This is a genomic window from Paenibacillus durus ATCC 35681 (genome assembly GCF_000993825.1).
GTDB classification, from domain to species: Bacteria; Bacillota; Bacilli; order Paenibacillales; family Paenibacillaceae; genus Paenibacillus_AQ; species Paenibacillus_AQ durus_B.
This window is the reverse complement of the sequence record NZ_CP011114.1, coordinates 2,337,636-2,352,660: the sequence shown is the minus strand read 5'-3', so window position 1 is coordinate 2,352,660 and position 15,025 is coordinate 2,337,636. Positions and strand designations below refer to the sequence as shown.

General features: G+C 47.9%; 11 protein-coding genes and 1 pseudogene. 6 read left to right on the top strand and 6 right to left on the bottom strand.

Annotated features, from left to right (window positions below):
* Positions 1-24 precede the first annotated feature (24 nt).
* Positions 25-765: an RlpA-like double-psi beta-barrel domain-containing protein gene (locus tag VK70_RS10765; protein ID WP_025694681.1), complete on the bottom strand. Its 741-nt coding sequence runs from the start codon at positions 763-765 to the stop codon at positions 25-27.
* A gap of 443 nt (positions 766-1,208) precedes the next feature.
* On the opposite strand from VK70_RS10765, the pseudogene VK70_RS28915 reads away from it, so the two are divergent.
* Positions 1,209-3,883: pseudogene (locus VK70_RS28915) on the top strand (Tn3 family transposase); the annotation flags it as partial.
* A gap of 38 nt (positions 3,884-3,921) precedes the next feature.
* Positions 3,922-4,587 carry a tyrosine-type recombinase/integrase gene (locus tag VK70_RS10750; RefSeq protein ID WP_233277809.1) on the top strand — a complete coding sequence of 222 codons (666 nt, stop codon included), beginning with the start codon at positions 3,922-3,924 and terminating at the stop codon, positions 4,585-4,587.
* A gap of 206 nt (positions 4,588-4,793) precedes the next feature.
* On the opposite strand, the gene VK70_RS28540 is transcribed toward VK70_RS10750, so the two are convergent.
* Entirely contained in the window at positions 4,794-4,961 is a 168-nt protein-coding gene (locus VK70_RS28540; RefSeq protein WP_169733329.1) for a hypothetical protein, read from the bottom strand.
* A 164-nt stretch (positions 4,962-5,125) separates the two neighbouring features.
* Positions 5,126-6,550 carry a S8 family serine peptidase gene (locus VK70_RS10740; RefSeq protein WP_025694323.1) on the bottom strand — a complete coding sequence of 475 codons (1,425 nt, stop codon included), beginning with the start codon at positions 6,548-6,550 and terminating at the stop codon, positions 5,126-5,128.
* 221 nt (positions 6,551-6,771) lie between these two features.
* Here VK70_RS10740 and VK70_RS10735 point away from each other — a divergent pair, with 221 nt between their 5' ends.
* Positions 6,772-7,788: a ketoacyl-ACP synthase III gene (locus tag VK70_RS10735; RefSeq protein ID WP_025694324.1), complete on the top strand. Its 1,017-nt coding sequence runs from the start codon at positions 6,772-6,774 to the stop codon at positions 7,786-7,788.
* 94 nt (positions 7,789-7,882) lie between these two features.
* Here the strand turns inward: VK70_RS10735 and VK70_RS10730 are convergent, their stop codons facing one another.
* The 3 genes from VK70_RS10730 to VK70_RS10720 form a co-directional block, all read right to left on the bottom strand.
* Positions 7,883-8,590 (bottom strand): gamma-glutamyl-gamma-aminobutyrate hydrolase family protein, encoded by a 708-nt coding sequence (locus tag VK70_RS10730; RefSeq protein WP_025694325.1) that lies wholly within the window; start codon positions 8,588-8,590, stop codon positions 7,883-7,885.
* 308 nt (positions 8,591-8,898) lie between these two features.
* Positions 8,899-10,215, bottom strand: coding sequence for an outer membrane protein assembly factor BamB family protein (locus VK70_RS10725; protein WP_025694326.1), 1,317 nt, complete (start codon positions 10,213-10,215; stop codon positions 8,899-8,901).
* A 292-nt stretch (positions 10,216-10,507) separates the two neighbouring features.
* Positions 10,508-11,821 (bottom strand): APC family permease, encoded by a 1,314-nt coding sequence (locus tag VK70_RS10720; protein WP_046723261.1) that lies wholly within the window; start codon positions 11,819-11,821, stop codon positions 10,508-10,510.
* Positions 11,822-11,938: 117 nt separating this feature from the next.
* Between VK70_RS10720 and VK70_RS10715 the strand changes: the two genes are divergently transcribed.
* The 3 genes from VK70_RS10715 to VK70_RS10705 are packed head-to-tail and all read left to right on the top strand — an operon-like array spanning position 11,939 to position 14,961.
* Entirely contained in the window at positions 11,939-12,850 is a 912-nt protein-coding gene (locus tag VK70_RS10715) for a LysR family transcriptional regulator (protein WP_025699919.1), read from the top strand.
* A gap of 50 nt (positions 12,851-12,900) precedes the next feature.
* A complete protein-coding gene (locus tag VK70_RS10710; protein WP_036642928.1) occupies positions 12,901-13,809 on the top strand; it encodes a tyrosine-type recombinase/integrase in 909 nt (302 codons plus the stop codon).
* Between the two features lie 54 nt (positions 13,810-13,863).
* On the top strand, positions 13,864-14,961 hold the full coding sequence (locus VK70_RS10705) for a DUF3900 domain-containing protein (protein ID WP_025699921.1): 1,098 nt from the start codon (positions 13,864-13,866) through the stop codon (positions 14,959-14,961).
* The last annotated feature ends 64 nt before the right edge of the window (positions 14,962-15,025 follow it).

The following is a 15,025-nucleotide window of genomic DNA, read 5'->3' as shown; positions in this document are numbered from 1 at the left end:
TTCTCCTAAGGTTGTTGAGTTATTTTAAGACGTATAAGTATAATCAAGCTTGATTACGCCATAATTAATTGCAGATTGAGTATCATTGTGATAGTAGATATCAATCCAATAAGCTGTTCTATTCGGACCAGAGCCTGTATCATCTACTGTAAAATCGCTTTTGTAGCCGACGCCATCAGGCAGCCAAATATCCTTGTTTGTACTTAAAAGTTTTCCAAAAGGAATGACGGGAGCGTACGTGCTGCCGCCGATATCTATTTGTCTATGGACAGCGCAAATCCCCAGCGCTGGCCAGTTGCCATTCGCTGTTTGGTTTCCTGTCCAGTTATATGCAGTGGAGTCTTGGTTTGTTTTGCTGATAGTACTCAGAGCGCTAAAAGAGGAAGACTTTGAGGCAGCTTTAGACTTAACGAGAGGCTCTCCCGTAGAGGAGAGTCTTTGCGCATTGGCCTGATCCAACTGCTCTTGCGTCGTAATTCCTTTATTTTTGAGTTGAGGGAGCTTCGAAAACGGAGAAAATCTTCTTTCTTCATCCGGGCCGCTTTCAATCGCTTTCCGCAATGCATTAGCATCGACATTGTTTTGTGCCGCCAGTCTATCAATCTCCGCGCTGGAGAATGTAGTTGTCTTTCCGTCCAATGTCACAGAAACATCGGAAGCTTCCTTTGCTACTGGGCTCGATGCTTGAGCAAATGCACCAGAAGCGATAGTCAACAACATTGCAGAGGATAATGCGGCACCAGATACCACTTTGAGCAGTTTCATTTGTTCAAAAACCTCTTTTCTATTATATTGGTTTGATGTTCCCATTTCAATTTTGTATTATAGTTGGAACATCTGTATAAAGTATAATAGATTTGGATTTAATTGGATATGGTTCCCACTGCTCAAAGTTTTTTGTCGATATTCGGGACGGTGGATTCCCGTATAATACATTTTACGACAAACTCGGCTCCTCCAGATCAGCCCTTATAGCTCCATGTCCCCCCCTTTCTCCTATATAATACCAAAAAGCATGGTCGACGCTTGTCGCACCAAATGCGTTATTCCCGGCCCTTTCATCATTAATGTTGAAAATGACGGTTGCCCCTTGTAGAATTTGAAGTTGAACTACTGTGTTATTGGCGTTTGTTCTCATTCGTCTTCTGTGTGTATAGGTAAATACTAAAAATAAAGTTCCGATAAACAAAAAGGAAATAGAACTTCATGAAAATACCGTTCAAGATGCACAAGAGATGTCGGAATGGCTATGCCAGCATGTCCTACATCATAGTCAGGAGTGGGAGCATGTAAAGGAGGCGATTTACGGTCGGTTCCGGGAACTGAATGTAGAACCACCGTCACCTGAACGTGTTGAACGTCTCATCCGTTCCGCCATTCATACCCACGAAGAGAAGTTTTTCCAAGCGACGTTTCTCAAGCTGCCTCCATCAACACCAGCAAAATTGGATGCCCTCATTGAGAGCATCGCTATGCTCGATGATACTGGTGAAGATTTGCCCATCGATGACAACGGCCAAGTCACGTTTCACGAGCTGAAGGCCGATCCCGGAAGGCCGGGTTTAGAAAGCGTAATGAAGGAAGTTCATAAATTACGTGCGCTTTGACACTTGGAACTTCCGGATGACCTCTTCCGGGATACCCCACACAAGGTATTGAAAAAATACCGGCAGCGTGTCTCGACAGAGGATATCCGGGAACTGCGCCGCCATCCCGATCCGATTCGCTATGCGCTGTTATGCGCGTTCTTCTACCTCCGCAGTCAGGAGATTACAAATAACCTCATGGACTTGCTAGTGCAGATCATTCATCGGATCAGCGTTCGCGCCGAACGGAAGGTAGAGAAGGAAATATTGAATGATCTCAGGCGGGTAAGCAACAAATACGGCATTCTATTCAACCTGGCCCAAAAAGCCGTTGATAATCCGGAAGGTATTATCCGCGATGTCATTTTTCCGGTTGTTAGTGAGCAGACCTTGAAGGATTTAATCAAGGAGTTTAAACATACCGGCCCAGCATACCGCGAAAAAATTCATACCGTCATTCGCGCTTCTTATGGCAGCCACTACCGTCGTATGGTTCCGGAAATTTTAAGTATCCTCCATTTTCGATCCAACAACGAAGTTCACCAGCCGGTGATCCGCGCTTTAGAGTTGATCCAAAGATATGCGGACTCGGGGCTGCATTATTTCCCCGTCTCCGAGGACACTCCGATTGAAGGCGTCATTCGCAGCGTGAATCGAGATATCGTAGTCGAGAAAGACGATAAAGGGCAGGAACGCATCAATCGGATTAACTACGAGATTAGCGCATTGCAAGCTCTCCGCGATAAACTACGTTGAAAAGAAATTTGGGTGGTTCGTGCGAATCGATATCGTAATCCGGACGAGGACCTGCCCGCCGATTTTGAAGAACGCAGAGAAGAAAATTACAAAGCCTTGAAGCAACCGCTCGATGCGGAAGCCTTTATTGCTACTTTGAAACAAGCAATGAGCGAGGGACTGGAGAAGCTAAACGCCGGGATGCCAAAGAATCCAAAGGTTCGCATAACGGAAAAAGCGGCGGTTGGATTGCCGTCTCCCCACTGGAGCCGCAAGCGGAGCCGATGAACCTATCTCGATTGAAAGGTGAAATGCTGCGGCGCTGGCCGATGACGAGCCTACTCGACATCATGAAAGAAGCGGATCTTCGAATGGCTTCACGGAGAAATTTAAGACGGTTGCCAATCGAGAAATCCTAGATCGGGACACGCTGCAAAAAAGACTGATTCTTTCACTCTACGGACTTGGAACCAACACGGGTTTGAAACGTGTGAGCGCCGGGGATCATGGCGAGTCATACAAGGACTTGCTCTATGTGCGAAGGAAGTTCATCCATAAAGACAATTTGCGAAATGCCATAGCCGATGTCGTTAACCATATTTTCAAGGTGCGGATGCAGGAGGTTTGGGGTGAAGGTACCACATCCTGCGCGTCAGACTCCAAGAAATTCGGCGCATGGGATCAGAACCTTATGACGGAATGGCACATCCGGTACCGAGGCCGCGGCGTGATGATTTACTGGCATGTCGAGAAAAATTCAACGTGCATTTACTCGCAACTCAAATCATGTTCCTCGTCGGAAGTCGCCGCCATGATGGAGGGATTGCTTCGTCACTGTACTGATATGGAAGTCGAGAAGAACTATGTCGATTCACATGGACAGAGCGAAGTCGCGTTTGCCTTCTGCTATTTGCTAGGCTACCAGCTCATGCCGCGTCTTAAGGCGATCTATTCACAGAAACTGTACCGGCCCGAACCCGGCATGGCCGATGCTTATTCCAACCTGCAACTGGTTCTCACGAGGCCGATCAACTGGGAGTTGATCCGCCAGCAGTACGATCAAATGATGAGGTACGCTACTGCGTTGCGTCTCGGCACCGCCGAGACGGAAGCGATCTTGAAACGGTTTACGCGAAACAATTTGAAGCATCCTTACTTATCAAGCCTTGGGGGAACTCGGTAAAGCCGTCAAGACGGTCTTTCTATGCGACTATTTGAACTCCGAAGAGCTGCGCCGCGAGATTAACGAAGGACTGAATGTAGTAGAAAATTGGAACTCGGCCAACAGCTTCATCTTTTACGGCAAGGGCGGCGAAATCGCGACAAATCGAATGGAGGATCAGGAAATGGCTGTCTTGTCCTTGCATCTCCTGCAGAATTGTCTCGTCTACGTCAACACCCTGATGTTGCAAAATATTCTCTCGGATAAAAGATGGTTTGATACAATAGCTCTGGAGGATTTACGGGCGCTTACGCCGCTCGTTTACACACACGTAAACCCTTATGGCACATTCCGCCTCAACATGAGCGAACGATTATCCTTGGAAGGGGAACTAGCGTGACGGAAAAACGTACATCATCCAAAAAGAAGGCTCGGGAATTGGCAAAGTATTTGCGCGGCGAGCGGCCAGACTACGCCTACCTGAAAAGCTTGTTTCAGCACTTAAGAACGGAGCTCGAAATCGAGGTTCCAAAGACATCCAAGAAGCTGCCATACGTGCCAACAGAGGAAGAACTTAAGCGTTATTACGAAGTAGTCTGGAAGTCAAAAAATTTCCAAGACATGATGATTGTCAAGACACTCATGTATACCGGTATCCGCGTTAGCGAACTCATCAATATTCGGCTGACGGATATTGATTTTCATTACTGCCAAGTTCGCATTAATAATGGAAAGGGCGGCAAGGATCGCATCGTTCCGTTCCCTCAGTCATTTAAAGAACTGCTGGCGATGCACGCTGACGCGATGAAGAAAAAACATGCGGTCTATTTATTTGAATCATCGTGGAAGAAAAAGTATACGGATCGGGGAATACGAAAGATTTTGGCTAAATATTCGGAAGAAGCTGAACTTGCTCAAGACCTGTCGCCACACAAGCTGCGTCATTTTCTGTTGACCTGGCTCAAAAAACAGGGCATCGATGACGCACTCATACAGCCGTATTCCGGCCATGAAAGCCGGAAGTCATTGGAAATCTATTCGAAGCTTGCAATCACCGATGCCCAGCAAGAATATAACGAAGTTATAAATAAATTCCCCATTTAATTTACATCTACTTTGCCCTTGGTGACAGCTACGCTGGTACTATCCCTTTTATGCGGATTGAAAAAGGGGATACAGCTTTCGGGACAAGGAGTACACGGGTTACCCGTCTCTTATAAAAAGTGGATAACCCGCGAGTCAACCGCATCGTGAGGTTGTTGCACAACGAGACTAGATAAACTTAATGCCGATATGGCTCTCTGTGAATGCTACCCCGCCTGTTTGCCTTGACATTTTTTGCACACCGTCAGTTTTTCGCCTTGAAGTCCTTTGGCAGTATATAATAGTTTGATCCGTGTGCTGCCGCACAGGGGGCAGGTTCCCCTCCCGCGGGAAGGCATGCGCCAGAGCGCTTTGCCGCGCTTGTTCTTGGACATATCATAGATTCCACCTTTGCGCATATTGCTTCATTTCCCAGTATTCTATGCGGCCTGGCGGCAACCGGTTCAGCAGGGTGGGGGATAGAAATGGTGGAGATTGCCTTCATTCAAAACAAAAAAGCAATGGAAAATTCCACTGCCTTTTTGCATCAATTTGGTTACTAGTTTATAGTATACTCCATGGTTGCATTACTGCTTGAGTAACCGGATAAGGATGATTGAACATTAATTTTGTAGGTTCCTGTCTTAGTTTTTTTATTCGTAGCTATATTGAATACAACTGCCCCGCTAGAATCGGTGGTCTGAACTGTATTAGTTTGGCTTCCGTTTGGAGAGGTAATCGTTAAGTTTACAGTTGCCCCGTTCAAAGCATTTAAATTGGAGTCCTTAACTGTAGCTTCTACAGTAACGGTTTCTCCTTTCAAGTAAGCATCTTTATCTGTAGTAACACTCAAGACTGTCTTGTTAGACTCGAGAGGCTGAGCTTGGGCCTGAATTAATCCGTATCCTGTAAGAGTATCACGCCCCGTAGCCCCGAGATCCACTACGTTTTGATCAAGCTTATCCCGAAGTTCAATATTGGTCAGAGCAGGATTCTGCTGTTTTAGAAGGGCAAGTATACCAGTAGTATAAGGAGTGGCCATTGATGTACCTGACAGCTTTGTATAACCATTATTCAAATACGTAGAGTAGATGGAAACACCCGGTGCTGACACTTCAACTTTTGGACCCGTCGACGAAAAGCTGGCACGATTATTAGATGAATCTACTGCGGCTACTGCAATAGCGGAATCGTATTTTGCGGGATATTCAACCGTATCGCCGTTACCGTTAATCAAGCCGCTGTTTCCGGCTGCAGCAACAACCAAGGTACCGTTGTTATAAGCCTTATCTACTGCCTGGTGCAATGTAGGAGAATCGGTTGTACTTCCTAAGCTTAAATTAATAATATCCATTTGGTTGGTGATGGCCCAGTCAATCCCCGCGATTACATCCGAGAGATAGCCGCTTCCACTGGAATCAAGCACTTTCACTGCGTACAGATCAGAATCAGGGGCTACGCCAATGGTTCCAATATCATTATTTCGGGCGCCAATGATTCCAGATACATGGGTACCGTGACCATTGTCATCATTATAGGAATTTGTATAGGCCACAAAAGAAGCTCCACCTGCTACTGAAAGATCCGAATGGCTAAGTGATATTCCTGTATCAACTACAGCGATTTTCACCCCCGTTCCAGTGTAACCGGAATTCCATGCAACGGGTGCTTTTACATCATCAATTCCCCAATCCGAAACTTGCCCTTCTACCTTCACTATTGAATCTTTCTCAATAAGTTCAATATTCGGATTTCTGGAAAGCCCTTGTAAAGCGACTGAAGGGACACTGATGGATATGGCTGGTAAGTTTCTTAGTTCTCTGTTAATTTTCCCTCCATTGTTTGCAATCAAATCCTTGTCAATTTTGTCTTTGAACAAGACGATTACTCTTTCCTCGGCTTGAGCAGATGCGGCATTTACTGAATTGAAAGCTGCTGTGAGAATAAGGACCAAGATAGCTGCCAACAAAAAAATTTTCTTCATTTACTAAACCACCTCTACTATTAGTTTCTTACATAAAACTCTATTTATATTAATTAAATACAAATATCAAAATTCCTTCTAGTCATTCGAAATAAATTACTATTTTTTTCTGGGTTCATTTAAGATTCAGGATATAAAATTATATTGTTTTTTCCAACATCTTACACTATAATTAGCACCAGGTACTAGTATCATGTTATCAATTAATGTGAGGTGAAAATATGGCAGGGGCGAGAATAACCGCTATTGGGACTTATGTGCCCGAAAAGAGACTAACCAATTTTGATTTGGAGCGTAGGGTTGATACGAATAATGAATGGATCATTCAAAGAACGGGTATTGAAGAACGCAGAATTAGCCATCCTGATGAATTTACCAGTGATTTATGTGTGGCTGCCGTAAAAAATTTGATTCAGCGATTCAATAAAACGGTTGAAGATGTGGATATGGTGATTGTAGCAACCAGTACGCCGGATTTTTCGTTTCCATCGGTTGCCAGCCTTGTGCAGAATCGATTACATATCGCTCAGACGGGAGCAATAGATATAAGTGCGGCATGCTCCGGATTTGTATATGCTTTGCATACGGCACACAGTATGATTTCATCTGGGCTTCACGGCAAAATTCTGGTCATCGGCGCGGATACCATGTCCAAAATAACGGATTACACCGATCGAACCACCTGCATTTTATTTGGTGATGGAGCCGGCGCCGTACTAGTTGAAAGAGATGACCATTTTAATAGCTTCATTGGATATCATATGGGAAGTGACGGGAGCGGGGCGCATCATGTGTATCGTACCGGTTTGGCGAATAAGGTCAATGGTATTGAATTGGTAGATACAGGGTGCATTGTCCAAAATGGCCGAGAAGTTTTTCGATGGGTGGTTAGAAATATTCCTGGTGGTATTAAAGAAATTTTGAATAAAACGGAAATGACTATAGATAAAGTGGACTGGTTTATCCCTCATAGCGCCAATTTGCGGATCATCGAGCCGATCTGTGAAAAAATAGGCCACCCGATGGAAAAGACGCTGTACAGCTTGGTCAACTTCGGGAATACCTCGGCTGCGACCATTCCTTTATCTTTTGACCTTGGCATTCGCGATGGAAAAGTGAAAAATGGGGATTGGATTCTTATGTATGGTTTTGGTGCCGGATTGACCCATGCCGGGCAGCTACTACAGCTGAAATTAGATGAACAAGCTACGGTACAGCCACAAACTCTGAATTCCTAAAGAATTGCAAAAGATGAAACAAACAGGTACGGATTTCTTCTATGAAAAGGTCGGTACCTGTTTGTTTGGGACGAGCGGAAACAAGTTTAACTCCTTAATTCTCACATGATCTTACAAATTCCTCAAATAATCTAAAGTTATAATCATCCAATTTGTAGTTAAATTCCGGATGCCACTGAACAGCGAAGATAAACTTTTTTTGCGGCATAATAACAGCTTCTATTAGTCCATCTTCAGCTTCCGCAACGGAAAGTAATTGCTCAGATAGCTGCTTAATCCCCTGATGATGGTAGCTATTTACTTTTAAAGATTCGGTTTGAATAATATGGTAAAGTGGGTTTCCCTTTTCTATGTAAACATTGTGAACTGGCTTAGTATATGGAGGTACTTGTTTGTGTTCAACTTCAGATCTTAGCTGAGTTGGAATATCCTGATATAGAGTTCCGCCAAGCAAGGCGTTAAACAACTGTATCCCACGGCAGATCCCAAATGCGGGTTTATCCAAATCTACTACTTGTTTAAATAGAGCTGTCTCCATATCATCCCGCTCTTTACACATTTCCCCGCAAACCTCTTCTACGTTCTCACCGTAAATTTCGGGATTAACGTCATGTCCACCTGTAAAGAGAAAGCCATCAAACCTATTTGCTATTTTTGTAATGATCTCTATATCCGAGGTTAATGGCAACATGAACGGAATTCCACCAGCATCTTCAATCCCTTTCATATAACCTGGCAGCATCCAGTAGCTTTCTTTGTCCTTATCATACAAAGGTAAAATCCCTATCATAGGTCTCTCCATATCATATTCCTCCCCAAAGTATGTATCTGCTTTCATGAAAAAGGAGCCACGCGGTATTCTTACTTTGAATCCTTTCAGACATTTTAACACGCATTTGTCCTGAAATCCCTAGAATGATCCCTATAGCTAAAAAGATTTGTGGATATGTTTGTGTTAATGAATCAAGGCCGTAAAATGATCAAAAAAACGGTCATTTATGCCGCGAAAAAACAGCGTATAACATAAATTATACGCTGTTTTTGATTTGAGCGATTTTTATTCTTGTGGATGATGAAGTGGACGGGCGGATTTACCCCATTTTATGGATATTATAACGGTTTCGGAAGGGTGGCGGCGAATAATCCCTTGTTCGTCTGAATGAGTAGTACATCGTTCACCACATATGCATTGCCGATCTCGGTGGCGTTCGTTGCGATACGTCCGAGACTTTTGCCCGTCGCAGCCTCGATCAAGTAAATGTCTCCGTTGTCCAAACTAGCGAACACGCCCTTACCTATGGCTTGAACACGGGTAACGGGACTAGGAAAGCGGCCGTAGGATCTTATACTATGCTTACTAAGTTTGACACCGGTCAATTCAGTTCCCTGTGAAAAGAAGGCCATGCCGTTTTCCGGACCGGACAACCATTTTCCATTCTGTTCATAGCTGACAGGTTTGGCATTGCTGTCTTGGCCTAAAGTATAGCGGCGAAGGATGGTTTCGTTCTTGTCGAGATTGCCGTCGGCGGTATAGAGATAGGGGCCCACAATGGCGGTATAGCTGTTGCCGAGTCGGCTTATATCATGAAGCGGAGTGTAGTTCTCCGTTCCGGTCACCTTTCCAGTTCGGGGATTCAGTTGAACGAAAGTGACCAAATAACCGGGAGCAGCGACTCCTCCGCTAACCGTTGAAAGGTTTGGCAGCCGGCGCATCATAAGCTGTCCGTTCCGGTAGGCGAGGAAGGAGTAAATGCCCTCGGTTCTCCAAAGTTTTTTGCCGGTAGCGGGATCAAGGCCGAAAAATTGGGTCCGGTAATTATCGACCGTACTGGATACTATGAGTACACCGTCATATTGGCCGATCAGGGAGCTTGCGTACATAGGCAATGCTTTGTTCTCCCATTTTTTCTTGCCGTTAGAAGGATTATAGGCAGCGAGTCCACCGTTCTCGTTAAAATAAATCAAGGTCCCACTTACAAGTTCGGCATGCGCTCCGACCTCTGAAAAGGGGTTGATCCCTTTTGCTTTCCAGGTTATCTTCCCGTTTCGGGCATCCGCACACACCAGATTGCCGCCGCTTGTAATGTATAAGACGGAGTTGTTGGTTATTACTTCGGGATACTGCCCTCCCGGAATGGACCATTTCACCTTGCCTGTCGCGAGATCTGCCGCTATGAGCTTGCCGCTTGCGGCATAATATACAAGGCTGTTTGACACGGGGGCATGCTTATCATAAAGTCCGCTTTCGTTCGTTTGTGCATGCCAAAGGGGCTTAAGCGTAGGAGTTGCGGAGTCGGCTGCGGCGGAAACAGAAGAGTTATTTCCATGTGCGGTATCTGCCGCGGCGATGTGTCCGTAAAGACCGTCACCGGTGGTAAACAGGGCTGCGGCGAGCAATGTGTTCAGAATATAAGCTGTTTTTTTCAATAATTTCATCTCCTTGTTATTCTTTTATGTATTTGACTCCTGAGACGCAAGTAAAGTTTCTATATATGGGAAATAAAACCACAAGGTGAAATTAGTTAACATAATAATTATTATGTTAACTAATGAATGAGGTTAACCATCCGGCTGGCAAGGATGCCGAACCGCTGCGGGTCAAAATCCCGTTAAACTGGTAAATTGGGATAAGTAAACTGGGTTATGGCACCCCAATAAAAAAAGCCAACGGCAGAGCTTCATACGATGCTCTGCCGTTGGCTTTTGTAATAGCCTTATTTCAGGAAACTTCGGTCCGTTGATCCGAACGATTTGCCGGGACCGCTTGAAGTTTAAGCGGGTTCTTACGTTTCTTGTAGAAAGTAAAACCCAAATAAAAAGCAATGACGATGCATGGATAAGCAATGGCCATGCCTGTAAACGGGAAGACCGCCGCCGTCGCGGCAAAGGAAATCCAGCTGATGATTACCCCGGACCGGCTGCCTTTGAGCAGCCGGATTCCCGCAGCGCAGCCGCCGATATAAGTCAGGATAAAGGTAGCGTTCGGGAAGGTGATCAGGGTGGTAAGCGATACAAGTCCGCTGCCGTACAGCGTCATCACTGTTGTAAAGCACAGCAGGAGAAAGCCCAGCGCGCCGATCGGCGTATGAAACCGGCCGGACATTCGGCTCATCCACTGAGGGGCGTGCCCCTGGCGGGCCATTGCATAGGCCACCCTTGAAGCGGCGCCGACATAAGCGATAATCGTGGCGGTGCAGATGAACAGTCCCGTAAGACCGGCGACCATTCCGCCCCATTGCCCAAGCGGACGGCTGATCATCCAGACCAGCGAGGAGGAGCTTCCTCTAAGATAACTTTGCGTACCGACGACGGCCAGCGCTGTCAGGAAATAGAGTACGCCGACAATAATGGCGGCAATGGTCACGCCCTTGACCGCTGCCCGCTGCGGGTCCTTAAATTCCTCGGACAGATGGGACACCGCTTCCCAGCCGATAAAGCACCAGAACAGAATCGCCGTCGCCTTGCCGACATTCATCCAGCCGTGCGGGACAAATGGCGTAAAGGCGGTGCTGTCCATCCGGGGCAGCGCCGCAGCAAAAGCGAAGACGAGCACGACAACGATGGCGAGCACGACGGCGATTTGCACTTTGCCGGCGAGCTGCATGCCGACCCAGTTCATTGCGAGGCCGGCAATGACCATTGCGGCGGCCAGCACGATTCGCGCCGGTTCTCCCCAGCCCATGGCGGCGGACATATAGCCCGCTCCGGTCAGAGCGGCTACGGGAGCCCCGATCGGGACGGACATCAGGAAGAACCAGCCGACCAGCGTGCCGGCGCGTTCTCCAAAAGCGAGCGTTACAAAATGGGATACGCCCCCGGCGTTTGGAAATTTAGCGGAGAGCAGGCCCATCGAGAGCGCCATCGGCAGAATCAGCAGCGTCATGAATCCCCATGCGAGCAGCGAAGCGGGCCCTGCCATTTCCGCCGCCAGTCCGGGAACGATCAGAACCCCCGATCCCAGCACCGCACCGATATAAAGGGCGATCGCCTGCGGCATCCCGATATGATTTTGCAGGGAATTGGACTCATTCATTAAATTTCATCCAGCCTTTCTTGTCTTTTATTTCAGAGTATCAGATAATGGTTCTATTGGAAAAACGGAATGTTTAGATACCATCCATTCAAAATTCCGATGGAAGGGAGCATGCCGATGGAATCCCGGCATCTTTTTACTTTTCTGGTCGTGGTGGAAGCAGGCAGCTTCACGCGGGCGGCTCAGAAGCTTGATTACGCCCAGTCCAGCATTACGGCACAAATCCAGACGCTCGAGAATGAACTGGGCCAGCCGCTGTTTGACCGGATCGGCAAGAAAATCACTTTAACCGACGCCGGACGCCGCCTGCTGCCATATGCCCAGGAGATTTCCAAAATGCATGCGATGGCCGAGAACGCGCTGCGCTCGCAAAGCGGCATCGGCGGATCGCTCAAGATCGGCGCGCCCGAATCCCTGGCGGCTTTTCGGCTCCCCGGTATTATCCGCGAATTTAGAGGGAGGTTCCCTCAGGTGGAAATGATTCTGAAGCCCGGTTACTGCTGGGAGCTGCTGGAGATGATCCGGTCGGGCGAGCTGGATCTGGCATTTCTGCTGGAGCCCGAGCGGGAAGACAAGGATCTTCATATCGAGACGCTGGTACACGAGGAAATGGCGCTGGTCGCTCCGGTGAATCACCGCTTGGCCCATCGTTCCAAGGCCCAGCCGTCCGATCTTAAAGAGGAGACGATTCTGCATACCGAGACGGGCTGTTCGTACCGGCTGCTGTTCGAGCAGCATTTGAATGCGCATGGAGTGTACCCGGACCCGAAGCTGGAGTTCTGGAGCATCGAAGCGATCAAGCAGTGCGTCATGGCCGGTCTGGGTATTTCTTTTTTGCCGCTCGTAACGGTACAGAAAGAGCTTGCAGAAGGCACTATGGCGCGGCTCAACTGGGATGACGAATCCCAGCGGGTGGCGACTCAGGTTGCCTATCACCGGAAGAAATGGAAATCTCCTGCGCTAGATGCGTTTATGGAAACGGTGCGGCAGCATGCCTTAGGGTGGCAGCGGCAAGGCGTTCACGGTTAAGCTAGGATCTGCTATAATAAGGGGTCGAAACAAGGGAGGAGGCAGCTTGGATGGACGAAGCTCTACTGGGATATGAAGAAGAACTCGAAGCCTTTATCGTCTGGATGAAGGACGCGGGCTACACGGCCTATACCCAGAAATCGTATCTTGCCGATGTGCGGCAGTTCTTGAACAGTCTGAACGGGAAAACGCTGAACACCGTCAAAAAGCTGCACGTAATCTCCTTCCTTACCTCCATGCGCGAACGTGGAGTCAGCGATACGACAAGGAACCGCAAGCACGCTTCCGTTAGCTGCTTTTTCAAATCACTGATTGAGCTTGAACTGCTGACCGGCAATCCCGCAGCGGGCATCAAAAAGTCCAAGACCGAGAAGAACCGGGAGCCGGTCTATCTGGACGAGGACGACATTCGGCGGTTTCTCGCAAAAGTGGACGGCAAATATAAAGAGCGGAATCTGGCCGTTTTTTTGCTGATGGCTTATATGGGTCTGCGCGTCGGGGAGGTACATACATTGAATCTGGGAGACTATCATCCGGAGCGGCGCATGCTCCGCGTGTTCGGCAAAGGCCGGAAATGGCGGAATGTTCCCGTACCCGGGGATGTCGCTCCCTACCTGGACATTGCTCTTGCAGAACGGCTGACGCCGTGGCGCGGAAGCAGGGAAGAGGCGATGTTCATTTCGCAAAAAGGGCGCAGGCTCTCGATCCGGGCCATTCAGGGCATTGCTTCCGAGACCTTTCAGCGCTTCCAGAGCGGAATTCCGGCTGCCCGCCGGCGTTCTTTTTCCAGCCATAAATTGCGGCACTCCTTTGCCACGATGCTGCTGCGGAAGGGCGCGGATTTGCGGACCGTGCAGGAGCTGCTCGGACATTCCTCCATACAGACGACAACGGTGTACACCCATATCACGGACAGGGAAAAAGAAGAGGCCATGTCCCGCCTGCAGCTCCAGCTATAATAGATAACATGACAGCATGCCGACGAACGGTGAACAGGAAAGAGGTTGCAGAAGATGAAATTCAATGTCCAATTTCTGTCCTTTTATGTGATTCAAGTGGAAGGAAATGAGGGGCAAGGCGCGAAATCGTACAAGCATTACCAGACTTTGGATGAGGAAGAGTATGAGCATAGCGACATCAAGAAGTTTCTGGATGGGGAGTTTTCACGGATAGTCAAGCGCAAGGTGGAGAAAAATCCGAACTCGGAGCAGGCGCCGACCAAGATCGGACGCTTTCTGGTGGAGCCAGGATATGACCTTGACAGTAATCCAAACTTCAATCAGCTTACGCGGCTGCGCGCGGCGGAAGATGTGGAATCCTTCCATCAATTCGGTGACGATCTGGTCCGAAGTTATCTGGATACGAGCGCCGTTCGCGGAGGGGCGCTTATTCTTTCCCAAGCCGTGCTGCGCACCCATGGCGATGACCCGTTCGTGTTCATTATGAAATGCGATTTCGAGTCCAAAATTGCCCGTATTTCCGATGAGCGCAGTCTGATTAGCGAGGTAGAAATGGCGATCAGCGCCCGCAACATGAAGTCGATTCAATATCCTTATATGCTGGAGGAAGGCATGTTCGAGGAATGGGAACTAAAAATCCACCAGTCTTCGCATGCCCGTTACTTTGAGGATTTTCTGAAGTTCGTTACCTATGAGCAGTCGATTCCCGAAATTGTGAACGACCAGGTTATGGGGTATGTACAGAGCTACGTGGAGACCAAATGGCCGGACGAGACCCATGAAGAGCGACAGCAGACCGAGCGTGATCTGGAGCTTTGGGCCGCAAGCGAGAAGCGCGACATTCAGCATAAGTGGGAGCCTGAGGAAGTGATCGAGGCGGCTTCGCGGATTATTGATATCAAGCCGGAAATCGAACTGAAATTCAAAATTGGCGACACCTATGTCAAAGGGTTCCTGGCGGATTATGGGGACAAGGTCCATATTGCCACGTTCGGCGACCGCTATGCGCTTGTGATTGAGGGCTCTTCTTTTACTTTTGACAAAGGATTTTCGCCTGTGGAGCTGCTGCAGCCGGAGCCCTTTGCACAGTTGGCGGACAGGCTTCTGGATAAAAAATGGGCAGGGGATGAAGAAGGACCCACCGAGGAATAGGCAATCATCTGTTATATTGAACGTTAAAAAAGAAGCCCCTTGCAGTTATACGCTTGGCGGCTTC